This is a genomic window from Citrobacter sp. RHBSTW-00017 (assembly GCF_013797615.1).
In the GTDB taxonomy this organism is placed as follows: domain Bacteria; phylum Pseudomonadota; class Gammaproteobacteria; order Enterobacterales; family Enterobacteriaceae; genus Citrobacter; species Citrobacter braakii.
Window position 1 is genome coordinate 2,610,535 of the sequence record NZ_CP056899.1, and the last position, 20,749, is coordinate 2,631,283.

Genomic DNA, 20,749 nt, shown 5'->3' on the forward strand with positions numbered 1-20,749 from the left:
ACCCAGTCAATGAAATGAGATCTGTATCACGAAATGATTGTATTTTAGCCAGCAAAAGTTTTAAGATCGTGGCCTTACCTTTTCGCAGCTAATCCACCTAATTGATATGACAACAGACACTGTTTCCCGCAAGGTCGCGTGGCTTCGGGTAGTTACGCTTGCCATTGCCGGTTTTATTTTCAATACCACTGAGTTTGTCCCTGTCGGTTTGTTATCCGACATCGCACAAAGTTTTAATATGCAGACCGCTCAGGTCGGGATCATGCTGACGATCTACGCCTGGGTTGTCGCCCTGATGTCGCTGCCTTTCATGCTGCTTACCAGCCAGGTAGAACGCCGCAAACTTCTGATCTGCCTGTTTGTCGTTTTTATCGCCAGCCACGTTCTCTCTTTCCTGGCATGGAATTTTACCGTGCTGGTGATCAGTCGTATCGGTATTGCTTTTGCCCACGCTATTTTCTGGTCGATCACCGCATCGCTGGCGATTCGCCTGGCTCCAGCCGGGAAACGCGCGCAGGCTCTCAGCCTGATTGCGACCGGCACCGCGCTGGCGATGGTGTTGGGCCTGCCTATCGGGCGCATCGTTGGCCAGTATTTTGGCTGGCGTACTACCTTCTTCGCCATCGGTATGGGGGCGTTAGTCACCCTACTTTGCTTGATTAAGCTCCTGCCAAAATTACCCAGTGAGCATTCCGGTTCATTAAAAAGCCTGCCGGTTTTATTCCGCCGTCCGGCATTGATGAGCCTGTATCTGCTGACGGTGATTGTGGTCACCGCGCATTACACGGCCTACAGCTATATCGAACCGTTTGTACAGACCGTCGCCGGGCTGAGCGCAAACTTTGCCACCGTGCTGCTGCTGGTTCTGGGTGGCGCAGGTATTGTCGGTAGCGTCATTTTTGGCAAGCTGGGTAATCAACATGCTTCCGTATTGATTAGTAGCGCCATTGCCCTGCTGACGGTGTGCCTGGTGCTGTTACTGCCCGCAGCGGACAGCGAAATGCATCTGGCCGTCCTGAGTATATTCTGGGGCATCGCCATTATGTTGATAGGCCTGGGTATGCAGGTGAAAGTGCTGGCGCTGGCCCCGGATGCCACCGACGTCGCAATGGCCCTTTTCTCTGGTATCTTTAATATTGGGATAGGCGCTGGCGCGCTGGTGGGAAATCAGGTGAGTCTGCACTGGTCAATGTCTACGATTGGTTACGTAGGTGCAGTGCCTGCGGTTGTGGCGTTCATATGGTCGGTGATTATCTTCCGTAAATGGCCAGTATCACTGGAAGAGCAGCCTCAGCATTCATAAAAGCGTGCCCGGTAGACAATACCGGGCACGTTGTTTTAAGCGTAAGTTTTAATGATTTCCAGCACGCCGTTAATAATAAACTGCACGCCCATACATACCAGCAGGAAGCCCATCAGACGGGAGATCGCCTCAATACCGCCTTTGCCGACCAGGCGCATAATTCCGCCAGAACTGCGCAAACAGCCCCACAAGATAACCCCGACCACGGCAAAAATAATCGGCGGTGCGACCATTATCACCCAGTCCGGAAACTCAGCCCCATGACGCACGGTGGACGCCGAGCTGATGATCATTGCAATCGTACCCGGACCCGCGGTGCTTGGCATGGCCAGCGGAACAAATGCAATATTCGCCGTCGGTTCATCTTCCAGTTCTTCTGATTTGCTTCTCGCTTCCGGAGAGTCATGTGCCTTCTGCTGTGGAAACAACATTCGAAAGCCGATAAACGCAACGATTAACCCGCCCGCGATACGTAACCCGGGAATCGAAATCCCGAAGGTATTCATCACCAGTTGTCCGGCATAATACGCCACCATCATGATGGCAAACACGTAAACGGACGCCATGAGTGACTGACGGTTACGCTCTGCGCTGTTCATGTTGCCGGCAAGGCCGAGGAACAACGCCACGGTGGTTAACGGGTTTGCCAACGGTAACAGGACTACCAGCCCCAGTCCTATTGCTTTAAACAAGTCCATCATAATGTCATCTTTCCTGTGCGTTAATCGTCAACGGCAAGTATACGGTGAAATCCGGGAGATAAGCCATTTTCGCGGTGTAAGGATTCATTTTTCATCCGCACGTATAAGCCATAATTTTCAAACCGTTAAAATTCCACTCGCCAGAAATTGAGTCTGATGATTTAGCAAAACGTGGCATTTGCTGACCCATTCATTTGACTTATATTTGCCTAAGCAATAATATCAGCCGTGACTAACTACTTGCCAGGGCAACCATTGTGAAAAGCACCAGTGATCTGTTTAACGAAATCATCCCACTGGGTCGTTTGATCTACATGGTTAATCAGAAAAAAGATCGTTTGCTAAACGACTATCTGTCACCGCTGGATATCACGGCATCACAGTTCAAGGTGCTCTGCTCCATCCGTTGCGCGGTGTGTATTACCCCTGTCGAATTGAAAAAAGTGCTGTCTGTCGATCTCGGCGCCCTGACGCGGATGCTGGACAGGCTGGCCTGTAAAGGCTGGATAGAAAGGCTTCCGAATCCACATGACAAGCGAGGCGTGCTGGTGAAACTCACCGAGCATGGCGCGGCAATTTGCGAGCAGTGTCATCAATTAGTAGGGCAAGACCTGCACCAGGAACTAACAAAAAACTTAACGGCGGATGAAGTGACCACGCTTGAGCATTTGCTGAAGAAAATCCTGCCGTAAACAGAAAGAGGTATGACGATGTCCAGACGCAATACTGACACAATCACTATTCATAGCATTTTGGACTGGATCGAAAATAACCTTGAATCGCCGCTCTCGCTGGAAAAGGTGTCAGAGCGTTCAGGTTACTCCAAATGGCACCTGCAACGGATGTTTAAAAAAGAAACCGGTCATTCACTGGGTCAATACATCCGTAGCCGTAAAATGACTGAAATAGCGCAAAAATTAAAAGAGAGTAACGAGCCGATCCTTTATCTGGCGGAGCGTTACGGCTTTGAGTCCCAGCAAACGCTGACCCGGACATTCAAAAACTATTTTGATGTTCCGCCGCATAAATACCGTATGACGAATATGCACGGCGAATCACGCTATTTGCTGCCACTCAATCAATGTAATTGCTAATCGCCAGTTAACGACGTAACCGAGGAAATCATGAAACTTCTGTCTTATGCGATGCTGGCCCTGCTGTATGTTGTTTCGGGCCAGAGCATGGCGGAACAGACCGCGCAACCTGCCACACAAAACAGTCGTGACGCGATGATTATGCCGCCTGCGCACGATCGGTCCCCGTTCGATTTTAATCATATGGGTGCAGGCAGCGACAAATCCGACGAATTAGGTGTGCCTTATTACAATATGCGCAACCTGTAATTTTTTTGCCCCGTCACTGCGGGGCTTTTTTTACCCTCTCGCCTGCGCAGTCTTACGCAACCGAAAGCCAAACACATTAATGTACAATCCTGCCATGATCAGCAGCGCACCGAGCAGTTGTAATCCGGTAAGCGTTTCATCCAGCAGCACGGCCGCGCTCGCCAGTCCAACAACCGGCACCAACAGCGACAACGGCGCGACACGCCAGGTTTCATAACGCCCGAGTAAAGATCCCCAGATGCCATAACCCACAATGGTTGCCACAAACGCCAGATAAACCAGTGACAGAATGGTGGTCATATCTATCGTCACCAGGCTTTGGATAATTTGCGTTGGGCCATCGAGAAGTATTGAGGCGAGGAAGAATGGGACAACAGGAATCAACGCACTCCATACCACCAACGACATCACCGCCGGGCGTGACGTATGCTGCATGATTTTTTTATTAAAGATATTACCGCTGGCCCAGCTTAGCGCCGCCGCCAACGTCAGCATAAAACCGAGCATGCCAACATGCTGTCCGTTGAGACTGGCCTCAATCAGCACCAGCACGCCAAATATGGCCAGCGCAATTCCTACCCGTTGTTTACCTTGCAGACGTTCACCAAAGGCGAATGCCCCCAGAATGATGGTGAAAAACGCCTGAGCCTGTAATACCAGAGAAGCTAACCCGGCAGGCATACCGAATTTGATGGCGCTAAAGAGAAACGCGAACTGCCCAAAACTGATGGTCAGCCCATAGCCGAGCAGCAGTGAAAGCGGAATTTTCGGCCGGGCAACGAAGAAAATCGCCGGAAATGCCACCAGTAAAAAACGCAACCCAGCCAGCATTAAGGGTGGCATATTGTGTAGCCCCACTTTGATGACGACAAAGTTCAGCCCCCAAACCACAACGACCAGTAACGCTAATAACCCGTCTTTACGCGACATACCACCGCCCCTGCGAATATTAAATTTTTGTAAACAAATTAAAGTAACGGAAATCGTTGTGCCGTAACAGATCATTAATTCAGGTAGGCCACACAGGGCATTTTCGGACAACTTATTGAGTGTACATCACACTTTTAGCATGCTATTTGTTTCTGATATCTAAAAAAAACATAACAACATGCATTGTCGGGCAGGAAAATGAATATCTCTCTGAGAAGGTCCACTCTCGCGTTACTCGCGTCATCATTGTTATTAACGATTGGGCGTGGCGCCACGCTGCCCTTTATGACGATCTACCTCAGCCGACAGTACAATCTGAGCGTCGACCTGATCGGTTATGCGATGACGGTCGCACTGACCATTGGCGTCGTGTTCAGCCTTGGCTTTGGTATTCTGGCCGACAAGTTTGATAAAAAACGCTATATGCTGCTGGCTATCTGCGGCTTTGCCTCTGGCTTTATTGCTATTCCACTGGTGCATAACGTAGTGGTAGTGGTTTTGCTCTTTGCCCTGATCAACTGCGCCTACTCCGTCTTCGCCACGGTGCTGAAAGCCTGGTTTGCCGATAATCTCTCGGCGACCAACAAGACTAAAATTTTCTCGCTTAACTATACCGTGCTGAACATCGGCTGGACCGTAGGCCCACCGCTGGGCACGCTACTGGTGATGCAAAGCATTAACCTGCCATTCTGGCTCGCTGCTGCATGTTCAGCACTCCCTCTGGTATTTATCCAGACCTGGGTAAAACGTTCACCAGCAGCATCAGAAGGTTTGAACGCCGCAGTTTGGTCCCCCTCGGTACTGCTGCGCGACAGAGCATTATTCTGGTTTACGCTGTCAGCATTTTTGGCGTCATTCGTTGGTGGTGCCTTTGCGTCCTGTATTTCGCAATACGTTATGGTGGTTGCAGACGGCGATTTTGCCGAGAAAGTGGTGGCAGTCGTCCTGCCTGTTAACGCCGCCATTGTGGTATCACTGCAATATGCCCTCGGGCGCAGGCTCACCGCCACCAATATCCGCCCGCTAATGACTGTAGGCACGCTGTTCTTTGTGGTCGGTCTGGTTGGCTTCACCTTCTCCGGCAACAACCTGGTGTTATGGGGCATTTCTGCAGCCTTTTTCACTATCGGCGAAGTCATTTACGCACCGGGTGAATACATGCTCATCGACAACATCGCGCCTGCAGGAATGAAAGCCAGCTATTTTTCCGCCCAGTCGTTAGGCTGGTTGGGCGCAGCGGTAAACCCATTAGTCAGCGGCGTCATTTTAACCACATTGCCGCCGTGGTCGCTGTTTGTGGCGCTGATGGTGGCGATCGTTCTTGCCTGGGCGCTAATGATAAAAGGCATGCGCGCCAAACCCTGGGGCCAGACGGCGGTCTGCTAATGATGATCGCGACAGAGCCAAAGCCGCTCTGTCGCGAATCTCAAATGGCGACCAGCCCTCGAACGCCTTCGGATTCCATATTTTTACCGTCACCGCTTTGAATAATGCTGCCTCGCGACATGAGTAAGTATTTGTCGGCCAGTTGCTGCGCAAAATCATAGAACTGCTCTACCAGCAAAATGGCCATGTCACCCCGGTGCGCCAGTTGAGAAATCACCTGCCCAATTTCTTTAATCACTGACGGCTGGATCCCCTCTGTGGGCTCATCGAGGATCAACAACTGCGGGCGACTGGCCAGCGCTCGCCCAATCGCCAGTTGCTGCTGTTGCCCGCCGGACAAATCTCCGCCCCGCCGATGTTTCATCTCCTGTAGCACCGGAAAGAGCGCATAGATATCATCCGGCACACGTCTGGCCTCCTGTGCTGAAAAACGGGAAAGGCCGAGCAGCAGGTTCTCTTCTACCGTCAGACGCGGGAAAATATCGCGACCCTGTGGTACATACGCCACACCGGCCCTGACCCGCTGATGCGGCTTCCAGTGAGTGACATTTTTCTCCTGCCAGAGCACACTCCCGCTGCGGGCAGGAATAAGCCCCATCAGGCACTTCAGAAGCGTCGTTTTCCCCACGCCGTTACGCCCCAGCAGACATGTCACCTCGCCGATACGCGCCTCAAAGTTCACACCTCGCAGAATATGGCTGCCACCATAATATTGATTCAGTTCTTTCACCTGCAGCATCTGTGCTCCTTAACGCCCGAGATAAACTTCAATAACCTGCTCGTTGGCCTGCACTTCGCGCAGACTTCCCTGAGCCAGAACGCGTCCCTGGTGTAAGACCGTGACGCGATCGGCAATGGTTTCGACAAATCCCATATCGTGCTCAACAACCATCAGCGAGTGCTTCCCGGCAAGCTTACGAAACAGTTCCGCAGTGTATTCCGTCTCCGCATCCGTCATGCCCGCCGCGGGTTCATCCAGCAGCAGTAAATGCGGCTCCTGTACCAACAGCATACCAATTTCGAGAAACTGTTTTTGCCCGTGAGAAAGCAGCCCGGCGCGGCGGGCCCGCTCGTTGCCCAGCCGCAACAGCGCCAGTATTTCATCTATACGATCCCGTTGTTCGCCGGTGAGGCGCGCCCGTAAAGAGCCCCAGACAGATTTATCGCTTTTCAGCGCCAGCTCCAGATTCGCCTCCACCGTTAACGCTTCAAATACCGTGGGTTTCTGAAACTTCCGCCCAATACCCTGACGTGCAATGGCGATGGGGTCCAGCGTTGTTAAATCGGTCGACTGATCGTATATCGCCCGACCACTTTGCGGCCTGGTTTTGCCGGTAATAACATCCATTAGCGTCGTTTTTCCGGCACCGTTGGGACCAATGATGCAACGCAGCTCCCCAACGCCAATATTGAGCGTGAGATCCGTTAACGCCTGGAAGCCATCGAAGTTAACGTTAATTTTTTCCAACTGGAGCACTGGGTCCGTTTGGTTGCGAAACCGATCGCCTGGCATCTGGCGAGTAAAAAGCCCTTCATCTGGCTGCATTATTTGTCTCCCTTGCGAAACAGCCCCATCACACCACGAGGTAAAAACAGCGTAACGCCAATAAAGATCAGGCCAAGAAACAGTTGCCAGTATTCCGGCATAATGACGGTAAACAGACTTTTAGCGCCGTTCACCAGTACGGTGCCAAATACCGGGCCAATCAGGGTTCCACGCCCGCCGAGGGCAACCCAAATCGCCGCTTCTATCGAGTTGGTCGGCGACATTTCGCTGGGGTTAATGATTCCCACCTGCGGAACATACAACGCCCCCGCCAGGCCACACAGCACGGCGGAAAGCGTCCACACCAGCAGCTTGAAACCTTTCGGATCGTAACCACAGAACATCAGACGGTTCTCGGCGTCGCGCACGGCAGTGAGAATTCGACCAAACTTACTGCGGGACAGCGCCAGTCCCAGCCATATTGCCAGCACCAGCAGCATGACCGTCGCCAGAAACAGTGCGATACGGGTTGAGGTCGCGGTCACCGGAAATCCCAGAATGGTGGTAAAACCGGTAAAACCGTTATTTCCCCCAAAGCCGGTTTCGTTGCGGAAAAACAGTAACATTCCGGCGAAAGTCAGGGCCTGAGTCATGATGGAGAAATAGACCCCTTTGATTTTTGAACGGAAGGCAAACCAGCCAAATACCAGCGCCAGCAGGCCCGGCACCAGCACAACCAGCAACATCGCCCAGATAAAATGTTGCGTTCCCCACCAAAACCAGGGCAGCTCGGTCCACGACAGAAACGACATAAAGGCCGGTAATCCTTCGCCGGAAGCCTGGCGCATCAGATACATTCCCATCGCATATCCCCCCAGCGCAAAGAAAATACCGTGGCCCAGCGAGAGCATTCCCGCATAGCCCCACACCAGATCCAGTGCCACCGCCACAATGGCATAGCAGAGAATTTTCCCGGCCAGAGTCAATGTCCACACCGATATGGCCAGCGGATGATCCGCAGGTAACAGCGCCAGAAACGGCAGAATAATCAGCGCCAGCAGTAAACCCAGCCCCAGGATGCGTGTCGCGCGCGGCGCTTTACGCGCCAGCGTTAATGTCATTGGCATCGTCATCAGTCAATAACCCTCCCTTTCAACGCGAACAGCCCCTGAGGACGTTTCTGAATAAACAAAATAATCAGCACCAGAATCATAATCTTACCGAGAACCGCTCCCACCTGTGGCTCAAGAATTTTGTTGAAGATCCCAAGCCCAAACGCAGCGGCTACACTCCCCGCGAGTTGTCCCACGCCGCCCAGCACCACCACCAGAAACGAATCGATAATGTAGCTTTGCCCCAGCTCCGGTCCTACGTTGCCTAACTGCGAGAGCGCTACGCCCCCCAGTCCGGCAATCCCTGAACCAAGACCAAAGGCCAGCATATCCACTCGTCCGGTAGGTACGCCGCAGCAGGCCGCCATATTGCGATTTTGCGTCACCGCACGTACGCGCAGTCCGAGACGGGTTTTATTCAACAACAGCCAGGTGAAGAACAGCACCAGAATGGCAAAGCCAAGCACCACAATTCGGTTCCACGGCAAAATCAGATTGGCATAAACCTGAATGCCCCCGGAAAGCCATTCCGGATTTGCGACTTCAAGGTTTTGCGCGCCGAAGGACATACGCACTAACTGGATAAGCATCAGACTGATCCCCCACGTTGCCAGCAGGGTTTCGAGCGGACGCCCGTATAAATGGCGGATCACTCCGCGCTCGAGTAGCATTCCAACCCCAGCGGTAAGCAAAAAGGCGACCGGAAGCGCAATAACCGGATACCAGGCCAACCATTGCGGGAAAAACTGGCCCATCAGCTGTTGCACCATCCAGGTACCGTAAGCGCCGAGCATTAACATCTCACCATGCGCCATATTAATGACGCCAAGTAAGCCGTAGGTTATCGCCAGACCCAATGCCGCCAGCAGCAAAATGGAGCCCAGCGACAATCCCATAAATGCCTGTCCAAGAAGATCGCCAACCTTCATGCGATGCGCGATGGCATTCAGGCTTTCGTCAGCGGCAGCACGAACGCGGGCATCAGGTTCATGTTCAGCATGGGTGAATGGCTGCAGGCGCGTCTGGGTTTCAGGATCGTTCGACGCCCCTAGCAGTTCGATTGCCTGACGTCTGATCTCAGGCGAAGTGCTGGTCAGTTGCAGGTTTGCCAGTGCAATAGCCAGTAAAGATTTCACGTCAGCATCGGGCTCCTGGGCCAGTCGTTGCTGCAAAAACGGCAGCATCCCCGGCTGGGCCTCACGCTGTAATGTACGCGCTGCCTCGCTCCTTTGCGTGACACTGTCACTTAATAGCTGGTGGACGGCCAAGGTTCCGGCAACCAGATTACGCAGGCGGTTAGTCAGGCGGATTTTTTTTAGCTCGCCGTTCGGACCTGCCGCCATTCCTAGCGGTTGTACGTGCGAGCCGTTCATGATGAACGCGTTTTTCGCGTTATCTGTCAGCAGGTTCTCATCACTCAGCGCTTTGAGCACCGGCAAGCGTTGAACATCGGGTTTTACCGACCATTGTTCTAGCAAGGCGGCCTGCTGAGTCCGGTTGGCGGCGGTAAAGGTATCGGCATCTGCGGCCTGCGCTATCCACGGCAAAAGCCACGTCAGCAACAACACACCACGAATAAAGCGCATGGCTTTCATGAGCATTCTCCAAAGCGTTGCCCTCCCGCAGGAGGGCGTAAGATCAGTTGCTGGCGGTTTTAACGGGCTGTTCAGATTTTTTATCATTACCAGCGATATATGGACTCCACGGCTGGGCGCGAACCGGCGCTTCGGTTTGCCACACCACGTTAAACTGGCCGTTGCCTTCAATCTCGCCAATCATGACGGGTTTATGCAGGTGATGGTTGGTCGCATCCATGGTCAGGGTAAATCCTGATGGTGCTGCGAATGATTGTCCAGCCATAGCCGCCCGGACTTTATCCACATCGGTAGTTCCGGCTTTTTCTACTGCCTGCGCCCACATATGCAGGCCAACATAAGTGGCTTCCATAGGGTCGTTGGTCACCACCGAATCAGCATTCGGCAGCTTATGCGCTTTGGCATACGCCCGGTAATCCGCGACGAACTTCTTGTTGGCCGCATTATCTACGGACTCAAAGTAGTTCCACGCAGCCAGGTTGCCCACCAGCGGTTTAGTATCGATACCGCGCAACTCCTCCTCACCCACAGAGAATGCCACCACCGGTACATCCGTGGCTTTCAGGCCCTGGTTCGCTAACTCTTTATAGAATGGAACGTTAGAATCCCCGTTGATGGTCGATACCACCGCCGTTTTTCCCCCTGCGGCGAATTTTTTAATACTGGCAACAATGGTCTGGTAATCGCTGTGTCCGAATGGGGTATACACCTCTTCGATGTCTTTATCGGCCACGCCTTTCGAATGCAAAAAGGCGCGTAAAATTTTGTTAGTCGTACGCGGATAGACATAGTCCGTACCCAGCAGGTAGAAGCGCTTAGCGCTGCCGCCGTCCTCACTCATCAGATACTCAACCGCCGGGATCGCCTGCTGATTAGGCGCAGCGCCGGTATAGAAGACGTTAGGTGACATCTCCTCACCTTCATATTGCACCGGGTAAAACAGCAGACCGTTCAATTCTTCAAATACCGGTAAAACCGATTTACGCGAAACCGATGTCCAGCAGCCGAAAACCGCCGCTACCTTGTCCTGGCTCAGTAACTGACGTGCTTTTTCAGCAAATAACGGCCAGTTCGAAGCCGGGTCAACCACCACCGGTTCCAGCTTTTTGCCCAATACACCGCCCTGCGCATTGATTTCATTAATAGTCATCAACGCCACATCTTTCAGCGGCGTTTCGGAAATAGCCATGGTGCCGGATAACGAATGCATGATGCCAACCTTAATAGTGTCGGCCGCCTGAACGCTAAAACTCATTCCCATTGCGACAACAGAGGCGGAAAGCGCAAAAGCTTTTAAAAATGTACGACGCTGCATAGTTTCACTCCTGAAATTAGTCTTGTTGAAAGCTCCGGTGCAGCCGGGCAGACAAAACGGTGCAAATTAAGGGTATTCAGAAGTGATAAGGCAAAAACGATGCCAGATATTTAAACATCATATAAAATCAATGAATTAGAATTTTAGGCACAAAAATCAGTATTAATTTTTGCCGCCAGAAGGATTAATCGCGTGAAACATTGAACCACAATGAGACAACTCTGCATTATAAACGTGCAACAATCTGTGTCTGTCACACACGGTCATAACGGCGCGCCCCGGTATAAAAACATGGTTATTTGTTCGCAGATAACCGTGCCTTGTCACTATTATTTATTTTTCCCGACGTAATCACGTCAAAATTTTACTTTTCCGCCGAAATAATCACACAGTTCAGCCTTTGTTTAAGATTGAATTGCTACTATAGTCATAAGCGAGGTGAACTTAAGGTAAGAGAGGAAACTCACAAATAAAGGAGCATTTACTATGCTGGGTAATATGAATATTTTTATGGCTGTTCTGGGAATTATTTTATTTTCCGGTTTCCTGGCCGCGTATTTTAGCCACAGATGGGATGATTGATGAACGGAGATAGTCCTGAACCGACCCGGCCCCTTGCTGCGTAGCTGCACAAGGGGCCATTTTTTTACCTGAATTCCCCCTCCCGGCACCTTTTCCCTGATGTACAGATAAAAAAAACCGCCGGATAAACCAGCGGTAAATGCTTGCATGGATAGATTTGTGTTTTGCTTTTATACGCTACCTGGCAATTCCCTGCGAAGATAACGGATAGTTGGCTAATCTATCATCGACAACCCCAATGAACGTTAAACGAAACGTAACTACCTTCTATAAGACATGTTGGCCGCTAATGAGATTCTTGCAAACCGTACAGTAATCCATGTCATCGCCATGGTTATAAAATGAGCTATTTATTGCTTCATAGTGTATGGTAAGCACCCCATCACAAGGACAATCAATATGTCGATACTCAAAGATATTAAGATGCGTACTTTACGACCAGTGAAAAGTACCTGTCCTCACTGCTGCCGCCAGTCAATGCACAGCCTGTCGAGAATAAAAAACAACATAACGTTAGTCTGCCCCAACTGCGGCAATACCTACCTTCCTTCCCAAAGCAAACCAGTCAAGTAACGTAAGAACAGGAAAACAATGCCGACCTTTCACCAGCAGCACTCCCTACCCGAGCGTCTCTATGAGATGCAAGGCATCAATACCCAACAACGATTCATTTTGCTGAAGAAAAAATCCAGCTAACAACCGGGCACCACGCCCGGTTCAATTTTCTGGCTGACCTGTCTTAAGCGCTCAAACCACGATGTTCCAGCATGGGTTCCATGCGCGGTTCACGCCCGCTCCACTGGCGATAAAGTTCAGTTAAATCAGTGCTGTTTCCGCGGGACAAAATTGCTTCGCGGAATTTCTGTCCGTTTTCACGGGTTAATCCTCCCTGCTCTACGAACCATTGGTAGCCGTCATCGGCCAGCATTTGCGTCCACAGATAGGCATAATAACCTGCGGCATAGCCGCCACCGAAGATATGGGCAAAATAACTGCTGCGATAACGCGGCGGCACGGCCTTGAGATCCAAACCTTCCGCCGCCAGCGCCTGCTGTTCAAATTGATCGACCGGATGAGATGACTCGCTCAACTCCAGAGAGTGCCAACGCATATCCAGCAATGCAGCGCTGAGCAGTTCGGTCATGTCGTAACCTTTGTTAAACAGACTGGCCCGCTGCATTTTATCCCGCAATGCCTGCGGCATTTGCTCCCTGGTATCAACATGTCGGGCAAAACGGGCAAAGACCTGAGGATGGCTCGCCCAGTGTTCGTTGATCTGTGAAGGAAACTCAACAAAATCACGCGGAGTGTTGGTCCCAGAAAGCGTGGCATAACGCTGAGTGGCGAACAGACCGTGCAATGTATGTCCAAATTCATGAAATAGCGTAATAACATCATCCCACAGCAGCAATGCAGGCTGATCCTGCGAAGGTTTTTGATAATTACAGACGTTGTAAATAACCGGTCTGGTTTCGTTAAGCAGCGATTGCTCAACAAAATTGCCCATCCAGGCTCCGCCGCTTTTTGATTCCCGGGCAAAGAAATCACCGTAAAATAGCGCCAACCCTACGCCATCATGATCGAATATTTCCCATACCCGAACATCCGGGTGATAAACCGGAATGTCGAATCGCTCAACGAATTTGATGCCAAAGAGTTGATTGGCCGTCCAGAAAACGCCCTCGTTCAGCACCGAATCCAGGGCAAAGTAAGGTTTGAGCTGTGCCTCATCAAGGTCATATTTCTCACGACGGACCTGCTCGGCATAAAACGACCAGTCCCAGGCCTCGGCGCTAAACGACTCGTGTTCTTGAAAGATAACGTTCTGGATTTCAGCCTGCTCATCCAACGCCCGCGCCCGCGCGGCTGGAACAATAGATCGCATAAATGTCAGTGCCGCTTCCGGCGTTTTTGCCATCTGGTCGGCAATTTTCCAGGCTGCGTAATTGGCAAAACCAAGCAGTTGCGCCTGCTGCATCCGGATTGCTACCAGTCGCTGAATAATAGCTCGCGTGTCGTTGCCATCATCATTTTCAGCCCGCGTCCATGCGCGGGTGAACAGTTTTTCGCGGGTCTGACGATCGCGTAAAACCGCAAGCGCCGGTTGCTGTGTTGTGTTTAATAGCGGGATAACCCAACGCGCTTCAAGCCCTTTCGTCCTTGCAGCTTCGGCAGCAACGGCAATTTCTTCTGTGCTCAGCCCCTCCAGCTGCCGGATATCATCCACCACCATAGCACCTGACGTGTTTGCTGCCAGCAACCGTTGATTGAACTGGCTGGTCAGCGTGGCTGACTCCGTATTGAGCGCTTTAAGTTTGGCTTTATCGGTCTCGTTCAGACGGGCGCCGGCCAGTACAAAACGCTGATACACAACCTCCAGCAGACGTATTGATTCGCTATCCAGACTTAACGTACCACGCCTCTGCCAGACGGCTTCGACACGGGCGAAAAGCGCGCCATTGAGATAAATATCATTGGCAAGGTTCGCCAGCTCTGCGGAAAACTCTTCGTCAAGGCGCTGTAGTTCATCGTTGGTGTGCGCCGCCGTCATCGCGAAGAAAACGCTGGTCACGCGCGTGAGCAGCCCCCCGCTTTGTTCAAGCGCCAACAACGTATTAGCAAAATCAGGAACCTGTGAGTTTTGCACAATAGCGTCGATCTCGGCGCGTTTTTGCCGCACGCCTTCATCAAACGCTGGACGATAATGCTGCACGTCGATCTGATCAAACTGCGGCGCCTGATACGGCAATGTGCTGTGGTGTAAAAATGGATTCGTTAACGACATCTTTCACTCCTGAAAACGATTTGTTTACCAGAGTAGACTTCCCGGGAATCGACCGCAATCGCGTTAAGCAGGAATAGCTCTGAACGGAAATGACGTGCTATGGTAGTACTACATAAAAAGCGTTGAGGAACAGTGAGATGATCGTTTTAGTAACCGGAGCAACCGCAGGTTTTGGTGAGTGCATTACGCGTCGTTTTATTGAGAATGGGCATAAAGTTATTGCCACCGGACGCCGCCAGGAGCGCCTGCAGGAACTCAAAGATGAGCTGGGTGACCGCCTCTATACCGCGCAACTGGACGTACGTAATCGTGCATCAATTGAAGAGATGCTGAACGCCTTACCCGCTGAATGGCGCGATATTGATGTTCTGGTCAACAACGCGGGTCTGGCGCTGGGCCTTGAGCCAGCCCACAAGGCCAGCGTTGAAGACTGGGAAAATATGATCGACACCAACAACAAAGGCCTGGTTTATATGACCCGTGCCGTTCTGCCAGGCATGGTTGAGCGCAACCGCGGTCATATTATCAATATCGGTTCTACCGCGGGTAGTTGGCCATACGCTGGCGGGAACGTCTACGGTGCGACCAAAGCGTTTGTTCGCCAGTTTAGCCTGAATTTACGTACTGACTTACACGGCACTGCGATTCGCGTTACCGACATTGAACCGGGTCTGGTTGGCGGTACGGAATTCTCTAACGTACGTTTCAAAGGCGATGACGCTAAAGCTGAAAAAGCCTACGAAAATACCACTGCCCTGACCCCGCAAGATGTTACAGAAGCGGTATGGTGGGTGGCGTCCTTACCCGCTCATGTCAACATCAACACCCTTGAAATGATGCCTGTCACACAGTCTTTTGCCGGACTGAGTATTCATCGGAGCTAATTTCTCTGCCCGGCCTTGCGCCGGGTATAGATAGCCTGAAATAAGTGATAAGATCTCCGGGTTAACTCTCTAAAAAGTAAGAATGAATGACCGTAGAAACGCAGCTCAACCCTACACAACCGGTAAATCAACAGATTTACCGTATTCTTCGTCGTGATATCGTGCACTGTCTGATTGCACCCGGTACGCCGCTGTCGGAGAAAGAGGTTTCCGTACGCTTTAATGTGTCACGCCAGCCGGTACGAGAAGCATTCATCAAACTGGCAGAGAACGGTCTGATTCAGATCCGGCCGCAGCGTGGCAGCTACGTAAACAAAATTTCGCTGTCGCAGGTGCAGAACGGCTGTTTTGTTCGCCAGGCAATTGAATGTGCCGTGGTCCGCCGCGCCGCATCACTGATCACTGATAAACAGTGCTATCAGCTCGAACAAAATCTGCATCAGCAACGCATCGCGATTGATCGAAAACAAATCAATGATTTCTTCCTGCTTGATGACGAATTTCATCAGAAACTGGCTTTAATCGCCGAGTGCCAGCTCGCCTGGGACACCGTTGAGAATATTAAGGCCACGATTGACCGCGTTCGCTATATGAGCCTGGATCATATCTCTCCGCCTGAAATGCTGCTGCGTCAGCATCACGATATTTTTACCGCACTTGAGAAACATGATGGCGATGCCGTAGAGCGCGCAATGATGCTGCATCTCCAGGAAATTGGTGAGTCCGTTCAGCTAATCCGTCAGGAAAATAGCGACTGGTTCAGCGAAGATTAATATTACGCTCACCTCACACCGAGGTGAGTTTCTCCTGCCTTCCCCTCTCCCGCACATCTGCATAAAAAAAGCTGTGATTTTGATCGAAAACAAAAAAAATCATTAACGAGAAGCGTATTTATATTGCGCCCGTTACGTGGGACTAGAGCCCACGGGCTTTGACGGTAAGTTGGAAAGGAGAAAACACCATGAAAACATACGATCGTAACCGTAACGCAATCACCACTGGCAGCCGCGTCATGATTAGCGACACCGGACTTACAGGCCGCATTACAGCGATAGATACCGATGGCCTGACCGCTGAGCAAATTCGCCGCGGGAAAACAGTGGAAATCGAAGGGTGTGAAGGTAAATATGCCCCCCTCGAACTGATTCGTTTGGGCATGAACTAATTGGTGTGAATGCCAAAAAACAATGCGCCATCTGGCCCGTTTATAGCCAGATGGCGACTTAAATGATGTTCTCGTTACTTCAGTTTTGCAGCATACTTCGCAACGGTTGCTTTCGCCCCTTCAGCCAGTAAAGCAAGATAGGCTTGTGTGACCTGATTCTTGAACAATTCTACCTGCGGCAGTTCACGACCAAAAATAGCATCGATCGCCAGCAGCGCCTGGACACGATCTTCGCCCTCGTTACTGCTATGCACCGTTTTCTGGATCACCGGAAACAGCGGATCGCTGATTTCAATCGCCTGGCCCTGATCATCGACACCGCCGACGTAACGCATCCAGCCAGCCACGCCCAGCGCCAGCAGTTCAAAGTGGCTACCGTGCACAATGTGCCAGCGAATGGAGTCCAGCATACGCTGCGGCAGTTTTTGACTGCCGTCCATCGCGATCTGCCAGGTGCGATGACGCAGTGCCGGGTTGCTGTAGCGCTCAATTAACAGATCGGCATAGTGCGGAAGATCCACACCTTTCACTTTTAACGTGGGCGCTTGTTCCTGCAACATCAGCGCGCGCGCGGCGAGGCGATAATTTTCATCGCCCATGCAATCGTTAATGTGCTGATATCCCGCCAGATACCCCAGATAAGCAAGGAAAGAGTGGCTGCCGTTGAGCATACGCAGTTTCATCTCTTCAAACGGAATGACATCAGCAACCAGCTCCGCTCCCGCCTTCTCCCATTCAGGGCGGCCAGCGACAAAGTTATCTTCAATAACCCACTGACGGAACGGTTCACATGCCACGCCTGCCGGATCGCGTACGCCGGTGATGTGTTCAATTTTGTCCAGCGTATCCTGGGTAACTGCAGGGACAATGCGGTCAACCATTGTCGACGGGAATGTGACATGTTGTTCGATCCACGCAGCCAGTTCCGCATCCACCGCCCGGGCATACGCGGTGACAACATTGCGTATCACATGACCGTTTTCTGGCATGTTGTCGCAGGACATCACGGTAAAGGCGGGTAAACCCGCAGCTTTGCGGCGTGCAAGCGCCTCAACCACAACGCCTGGCGCAGTTTTTGGCTGTTTTGGATTTTGTAGATCGGCGGCAATCATCGGGTTGTCTAACATCAATTGACCGGTCGCCGGAGAATGGCAATACCCTTTCTCGGTAATGGTCAGGGAAACAATCGCAACCTGCGGTTCACTCATCGCAGCCAGCACGCTTTCCAGCCCATCAACCTGCGCATGCAGCGCATTTTTCACCACGCCCACGACTCTTGCAGTCCAGGCATCTGCGGACATTTCTGCAACGGTATACAGGTTATCTTGCTGTTTCAGATCGGCAATCTGCTGCTCGCCGCCAATCAGGTTCACTTCGCAATAGCCCCAGTCACTGCCGTGATCTGCAGCGAGAATGTCAGCGTAAACCCCCTGATGTGCGCGGTGAAATGCGCCAAACCCCAGATGAACAATACGCGGAACCAGTTTTGTACGATCGTAGTCGGGAAGTGCAGCCTTTGCCGTTAAGAGCTTGTTTTGCATGGTATGACCTACTTATCAATGAAATCAGGATTGATTCAGAGTAACGCCTGTATGGTTGTATGTTTTGATTTGCATTAAGCTTTTTATGATTGGTATGACATCACTTAAAGCTGTGTACCAGCATAAACGGAGAACGAGCGCCTCCGTTCATGCTGCGGCTGTGGATTAGCTTGTCTGGGTCGCTGAACAACGCATCTTATCGGCTTTACTCACCTCAGCAGCATCCTCAAGCGCACTCAGATCGCGGTCTTTCACCTCTGGCATCAACAGCGCGGAAAACAAACCGATCAGTGAGTAGGCAATGACCATCACCAGAATTGGCCACCAGGAGTTAGTCATGTTACAGAAGATACCAGCCAGAACCGGACCAAAACCAACGGCAACCAACCCACCCGCCTCTTTTGAAATCGCCATGCGTGTGAATCGGTTACGGGCACCGAACATTTCAGCCATGGTAATATTTTCGAGAGCAAATAATCCCAATACGGCAAAGTTATGAATAACAATCAGTGCCGTCATAATAACGCCCGGACTATACGTTTTATCCACGACGATTGAGAGCATTGGGTAAGCCAGAATAATTGCCGAAATATTCAGAATAATATAAGGCAACCGGCGACCAAACTTATCAGACAACCAACCGAGCAGCGGTATCGTAATAAATCCTAGTACCGAACTAATCATTAAAGCATCGGTGGGTATTGATTTATCAAATAACAACGTCTGCACTAAATACCCAGCAAGGAAGGTTTGGATTAACCCAGAGTTACCCGCCTGTCCAAACCGTAAACCGGTTGCCAGCCAGAAGGATTTACTGGTAAACATCGCCCCTAGTGTATTTTCCGACGAATTATTTAATGCAGGAGAGTTTTCCTCATCATTAACTTTCTCAAATACCGGACTTTCTTTGAGGTTCATACGTAACCAGATGGCAAAAATCATTACCACGACACTTGCCAGGAACGGAATTCGCCAGCCCCAGGCTAACAGTTCTTCCCGGTCAAGAGCAAAGAACATCACCGCCCAGATAGCAGTTGCACTAAGGGTTCCACAGTTTGTCCCCATGGCGACAAGCGAGGAAATGATGCCGCGTTTGCCTTTTGGCGCATACTCAGCAAGCATAGTCCCTGCGCCCGAGATTTCAGCCCCCGCGCCAAGCCCTTGTACGATACGCAGCGTCACCAGCAATACGGGAGCAAAGATACCGATTTGCGCATACGTTGGCAGTACGCCGATTAATGTTGTGCAGATCCCCATCATGGTGATGGTAATAAACAGCACCTTTTTACGCCCAATGCTATCTCCCATTTTACCAAATATAAATGCTCCGACGATACGAGCAATATATCCTGCACCATAGGTACCCATTGCTAAAATGAGCGCCATCGCTGCAGACTGTTCCGGGAAAAATATCTCATGGAATACCAGCGCGGCACCCAGAGAATATAATTGGAAATCCATAAATTCGAGCGCAGTACCTAACCATCCGGATACGGCGGCTCTGATCAGATCCTTCGTTGATCTTTCGTGTTTTTCTTGATTCATATTGGCTATCTCTAAGAGGTAAGATGCGTACCACTTACTCGCAGTTATTTATATTATTCAGTGAATGTGAGTAAAACTTTGCAGCAGTGCTGCTGATCTTTCTCAAACAATTCAATTGCGTCGGTAACGTGGTGATAGTCAAAAGTATGGGTAATAAGTTGGTTAGGATCGATAAGTCCGTTGACTAACCAATCAATAACAACCGGGAATTTGTTCGCATTTAATCTTGAGGAATAAATTGAAAGTTCTTTCCCGGTAATGCCTTGTTGAACAATCTGACAAGGATCGCTGGAGAAGCCCATCAGAACAATCCGCGCGGCTGGCGATGCCAGCGTGATAGCCTCCTGTAAAATAGATGGATGACAAGCTGCATCCACGATGATGGTCGGTTTTAGCCCTTTTTCCGTCAGGAAATCTTGCAACGATTGCTGACTATTATTGACTGCCCAGTCTGCACCGCACTGCTTCGCCATGCTAAGGCGTTCATCGATTCTGTCAGCAATCACCACGGTTTTTACTTTATAGACACGTTTAAGCGCCTGTACGGTGGTCAGCCCCATAGGACCCGCGCCATAAATCAGCGCAATATCGTTTTCTGTTGGATTTATTTGCCCGGTTACGTTTGCGGCGATGGTAAAAGGCTCAACCATAACGGCATGCTCATCAGGCACGGCATCGGGGATCGTCCAGGCATTTTTCTCTGGCACGACAGCGTACTCGCTAAAACCGCCATCGCGATGCACGCCCAGCACCACCAGCGATGTGCAAACGTTAGGTTTACCAATTGAACAGGGATAACAATGTCCGCAACTGATAACCGGATCAACGGATACTCGCTCGCCCATTCGCGAACGGTCAACACCTTCACCTACCGCATCAATCACGCCAAAAAACTCGTGGCCAATCACACGTGGGTATTTTGCAAATGGATTGTGTCCGCGATAAATATGGCTGTCAGAACCACAAATTCCCGCCAGTTTCACCCTAACCCTGACTTCGCCTGCAGAGGGTTCTGGTACCGGTAGCTCGGCAATATTCAGCGTATTTGGTTTTTCAATCACAATACTTTTCATAGC

The 20,749-nt window shown here is 51.0% G+C and carries 20 protein-coding genes; 9 read left to right on the plus strand and 11 right to left on the minus strand.

Annotated elements, in window-relative coordinates:
- Nucleotides 1–106 precede the first annotated feature (106 nt).
- Nucleotides 107–1,303 (plus strand): sugar transporter, encoded by a 1,197-nt coding sequence (locus tag HV037_RS12595; RefSeq protein ID WP_019076778.1) that lies wholly within the window; start codon nucleotides 107–109, stop codon nucleotides 1,301–1,303.
- A 35-nt stretch (nucleotides 1,304–1,338) separates the two neighbouring features.
- Here HV037_RS12595 and HV037_RS12600 read toward each other — a convergent pair whose 3' ends face one another.
- Entirely contained in the window at nucleotides 1,339–2,004 is a 666-nt protein-coding gene (locus tag HV037_RS12600; RefSeq protein ID WP_016153073.1) for a MarC family NAAT transporter, read from the minus strand.
- A gap of 257 nt (nucleotides 2,005–2,261) precedes the next feature.
- Here HV037_RS12600 and marR point away from each other — a divergent pair, with 257 nt between their 5' ends.
- From marR to marB, 3 genes are read left to right on the plus strand one after another with little or no spacing between them, the layout of a single operon-like run.
- Nucleotides 2,262–2,696 carry a multiple antibiotic resistance transcriptional regulator MarR gene (marR, locus tag HV037_RS12605; RefSeq protein ID WP_016156485.1) on the plus strand — a complete coding sequence of 145 codons (435 nt, stop codon included), beginning with the start codon at nucleotides 2,262–2,264 and terminating at the stop codon, nucleotides 2,694–2,696.
- An 18-nt stretch (nucleotides 2,697–2,714) separates the two neighbouring features.
- Nucleotides 2,715–3,098 (plus strand): MDR efflux pump AcrAB transcriptional activator MarA, encoded by a 384-nt coding sequence (marA, locus tag HV037_RS12610; protein WP_003032424.1) that lies wholly within the window; start codon nucleotides 2,715–2,717, stop codon nucleotides 3,096–3,098.
- Between the two features lie 30 nt (nucleotides 3,099–3,128).
- Complete coding sequence (gene marB, locus HV037_RS12615; protein ID WP_016153071.1) at nucleotides 3,129–3,347, plus strand: multiple antibiotic resistance protein MarB; 219 nt, start codon at nucleotides 3,129–3,131, stop codon at nucleotides 3,345–3,347.
- 30 nt (nucleotides 3,348–3,377) lie between these two features.
- On the opposite strand, the gene eamA is transcribed toward marB, so the two are convergent.
- Nucleotides 3,378–4,277, minus strand: a complete 900-nt coding sequence (eamA, locus tag HV037_RS12620; protein ID WP_019076776.1) for an O-acetylserine/cysteine exporter — start codon at nucleotides 4,275–4,277, stop codon at nucleotides 3,378–3,380.
- Nucleotides 4,278–4,475: 198 nt separating this feature from the next.
- On the opposite strand from eamA, the gene ydeE reads away from it, so the two are divergent.
- Nucleotides 4,476–5,663 (plus strand): efflux MFS transporter YdeE, encoded by a 1,188-nt coding sequence (ydeE, locus tag HV037_RS12625; RefSeq protein WP_047359042.1) that lies wholly within the window; start codon nucleotides 4,476–4,478, stop codon nucleotides 5,661–5,663.
- A gap of 40 nt (nucleotides 5,664–5,703) precedes the next feature.
- On the opposite strand, the gene urtE is transcribed toward ydeE, so the two are convergent.
- The 5 genes from urtE to urtA are packed head-to-tail and all read right to left on the minus strand — an operon-like array spanning nucleotide 5,704 to nucleotide 11,171.
- Nucleotides 5,704–6,402 carry an urea ABC transporter ATP-binding subunit UrtE gene (gene urtE, locus HV037_RS12630; protein WP_047500443.1) on the minus strand — a complete coding sequence of 233 codons (699 nt, stop codon included), beginning with the start codon at nucleotides 6,400–6,402 and terminating at the stop codon, nucleotides 5,704–5,706.
- A 9-nt stretch (nucleotides 6,403–6,411) separates the two neighbouring features.
- Nucleotides 6,412–7,209 (minus strand): urea ABC transporter ATP-binding protein UrtD, encoded by a 798-nt coding sequence (gene urtD, locus HV037_RS12635; protein WP_103283826.1) that lies wholly within the window; start codon nucleotides 7,207–7,209, stop codon nucleotides 6,412–6,414.
- Nucleotides 7,209–8,282, minus strand: a complete 1,074-nt coding sequence (urtC, locus tag HV037_RS12640) for an urea ABC transporter permease subunit UrtC (protein WP_103283827.1) — start codon at nucleotides 8,280–8,282, stop codon at nucleotides 7,209–7,211. Before urtC ends, urtD begins: the two co-directional genes overlap by 1 nt.
- Nucleotides 8,282–9,856 (minus strand): urea ABC transporter permease subunit UrtB, encoded by a 1,575-nt coding sequence (urtB, locus tag HV037_RS12645; RefSeq protein ID WP_181500100.1) that lies wholly within the window; start codon nucleotides 9,854–9,856, stop codon nucleotides 8,282–8,284. The genes urtC and urtB overlap by 1 nt, the downstream gene beginning before the upstream one ends.
- A 43-nt stretch (nucleotides 9,857–9,899) precedes the next feature.
- Nucleotides 9,900–11,171, minus strand: a complete 1,272-nt coding sequence (gene urtA, locus HV037_RS12650) for an urea ABC transporter substrate-binding protein (RefSeq protein WP_016156478.1) — start codon at nucleotides 11,169–11,171, stop codon at nucleotides 9,900–9,902.
- 486 nt (nucleotides 11,172–11,657) lie between these two features.
- Between urtA and mgtS the strand changes: the two genes are divergently transcribed.
- On the plus strand, nucleotides 11,658–11,753 hold the full coding sequence (gene mgtS, locus HV037_RS12655) for a protein MgtS (RefSeq protein ID WP_003032406.1): 96 nt from the start codon (nucleotides 11,658–11,660) through the stop codon (nucleotides 11,751–11,753).
- A gap of 739 nt (nucleotides 11,754–12,492) precedes the next feature.
- On the opposite strand, the gene dcp is transcribed toward mgtS, so the two are convergent.
- Nucleotides 12,493–14,538 (minus strand): peptidyl-dipeptidase Dcp, encoded by a 2,046-nt coding sequence (gene dcp / locus HV037_RS12660; protein ID WP_103283829.1) that lies wholly within the window; start codon nucleotides 14,536–14,538, stop codon nucleotides 12,493–12,495.
- Nucleotides 14,539–14,675: 137 nt separating this feature from the next.
- Here dcp and ydfG point away from each other — a divergent pair, with 137 nt between their 5' ends.
- The 3 genes from ydfG to ydfZ all read left to right on the plus strand — a co-directional run bounded on the left by ydfG (nucleotide 14,676) and on the right by ydfZ (nucleotide 16,587).
- Nucleotides 14,676–15,422, plus strand: coding sequence for a bifunctional NADP-dependent 3-hydroxy acid dehydrogenase/3-hydroxypropionate dehydrogenase YdfG (gene ydfG / locus HV037_RS12665; RefSeq protein ID WP_016153061.1), 747 nt, complete (start codon nucleotides 14,676–14,678; stop codon nucleotides 15,420–15,422).
- Nucleotides 15,423–15,508: 86 nt separating this feature from the next.
- Nucleotides 15,509–16,195: a GntR family transcriptional regulator gene (locus HV037_RS12670; RefSeq protein ID WP_047417528.1), complete on the plus strand. Its 687-nt coding sequence runs from the start codon at nucleotides 15,509–15,511 to the stop codon at nucleotides 16,193–16,195.
- A 188-nt stretch (nucleotides 16,196–16,383) separates the two neighbouring features.
- Nucleotides 16,384–16,587, plus strand: coding sequence for a putative selenium delivery protein YdfZ (gene ydfZ, locus HV037_RS12675; RefSeq protein ID WP_003032393.1), 204 nt, complete (start codon nucleotides 16,384–16,386; stop codon nucleotides 16,585–16,587).
- A gap of 74 nt (nucleotides 16,588–16,661) precedes the next feature.
- Here ydfZ and HV037_RS12680 read toward each other — a convergent pair whose 3' ends face one another.
- From HV037_RS12680 to HV037_RS12690, 3 genes are all read right to left on the minus strand, one after another.
- Nucleotides 16,662–18,128, minus strand: coding sequence for a mannitol dehydrogenase family protein (locus HV037_RS12680; protein ID WP_103283830.1), 1,467 nt, complete (start codon nucleotides 18,126–18,128; stop codon nucleotides 16,662–16,664).
- Nucleotides 18,129–18,293: 165 nt separating this feature from the next.
- Nucleotides 18,294–19,673, minus strand: coding sequence for an MFS transporter (locus HV037_RS12685; protein WP_103283831.1), 1,380 nt, complete (start codon nucleotides 19,671–19,673; stop codon nucleotides 18,294–18,296).
- Nucleotides 19,674–19,726: 53 nt separating this feature from the next.
- Nucleotides 19,727–20,746 (minus strand): Zn-dependent oxidoreductase, encoded by a 1,020-nt coding sequence (locus tag HV037_RS12690; RefSeq protein ID WP_094761168.1) that lies wholly within the window; start codon nucleotides 20,744–20,746, stop codon nucleotides 19,727–19,729.
- Nucleotides 20,747–20,749 lie beyond the last annotated feature (3 nt).

What these genes read in the sequence shown, in the direction of transcription:
- eamA (WP_019076776.1), bottom strand. Translation starts at nt 4,277, where the DNA reads ATGTCGCGTAAAGACGGGTTATTAGCGTTACTGGTCGTTGTGGTTTGG.
- HV037_RS12680 (WP_103283830.1), bottom strand. Translation starts at nt 18,128, where the DNA reads ATGCAAAACAAGCTCTTAACGGCAAAGGCTGCACTTCCCGACTACGAT.
- HV037_RS12685 (WP_103283831.1), bottom strand. Translation starts at nt 19,673, where the DNA reads ATGAATCAAGAAAAACACGAAAGATCAACGAAGGATCTGATCAGAGCC.
- marB (WP_016153071.1), top strand. Translation starts at nt 3,129, where the DNA reads ATGAAACTTCTGTCTTATGCGATGCTGGCCCTGCTGTATGTTGTTTCG.
- urtD (WP_103283826.1), bottom strand. Translation starts at nt 7,209, where the DNA reads ATGCAGCCAGATGAAGGGCTTTTTACTCGCCAGATGCCAGGCGATCGG.
- ydeE (WP_047359042.1), top strand. Translation starts at nt 4,476, where the DNA reads ATGAATATCTCTCTGAGAAGGTCCACTCTCGCGTTACTCGCGTCATCA.
- urtB (WP_181500100.1), bottom strand. Translation starts at nt 9,856, where the DNA reads ATGAAAGCCATGCGCTTTATTCGTGGTGTGTTGTTGCTGACGTGGCTT.
- HV037_RS12690 (WP_094761168.1), bottom strand. Translation starts at nt 20,746, where the DNA reads ATGAAAAGTATTGTGATTGAAAAACCAAATACGCTGAATATTGCCGAG.
- urtE (WP_047500443.1), bottom strand. Translation starts at nt 6,402, where the DNA reads ATGCTGCAGGTGAAAGAACTGAATCAATATTATGGTGGCAGCCATATT.
- ydfG (WP_016153061.1), top strand. Translation starts at nt 14,676, where the DNA reads ATGATCGTTTTAGTAACCGGAGCAACCGCAGGTTTTGGTGAGTGCATT.
- ydfZ (WP_003032393.1), top strand. Translation starts at nt 16,384, where the DNA reads ATGAAAACATACGATCGTAACCGTAACGCAATCACCACTGGCAGCCGC.
- HV037_RS12670 (WP_047417528.1), top strand. Translation starts at nt 15,509, where the DNA reads ATGACCGTAGAAACGCAGCTCAACCCTACACAACCGGTAAATCAACAG.
- HV037_RS12595 (WP_019076778.1), top strand. Translation starts at nt 107, where the DNA reads ATGACAACAGACACTGTTTCCCGCAAGGTCGCGTGGCTTCGGGTAGTT.
- HV037_RS12600 (WP_016153073.1), bottom strand. Translation starts at nt 2,004, where the DNA reads ATGATGGACTTGTTTAAAGCAATAGGACTGGGGCTGGTAGTCCTGTTA.
- urtA (WP_016156478.1), bottom strand. Translation starts at nt 11,171, where the DNA reads ATGCAGCGTCGTACATTTTTAAAAGCTTTTGCGCTTTCCGCCTCTGTT.
- marA (WP_003032424.1), top strand. Translation starts at nt 2,715, where the DNA reads ATGTCCAGACGCAATACTGACACAATCACTATTCATAGCATTTTGGAC.
- dcp (WP_103283829.1), bottom strand. Translation starts at nt 14,538, where the DNA reads ATGTCGTTAACGAATCCATTTTTACACCACAGCACATTGCCGTATCAG.
- urtC (WP_103283827.1), bottom strand. Translation starts at nt 8,282, where the DNA reads ATGACGATGCCAATGACATTAACGCTGGCGCGTAAAGCGCCGCGCGCG.
- mgtS (WP_003032406.1), top strand. Translation starts at nt 11,658, where the DNA reads ATGCTGGGTAATATGAATATTTTTATGGCTGTTCTGGGAATTATTTTA.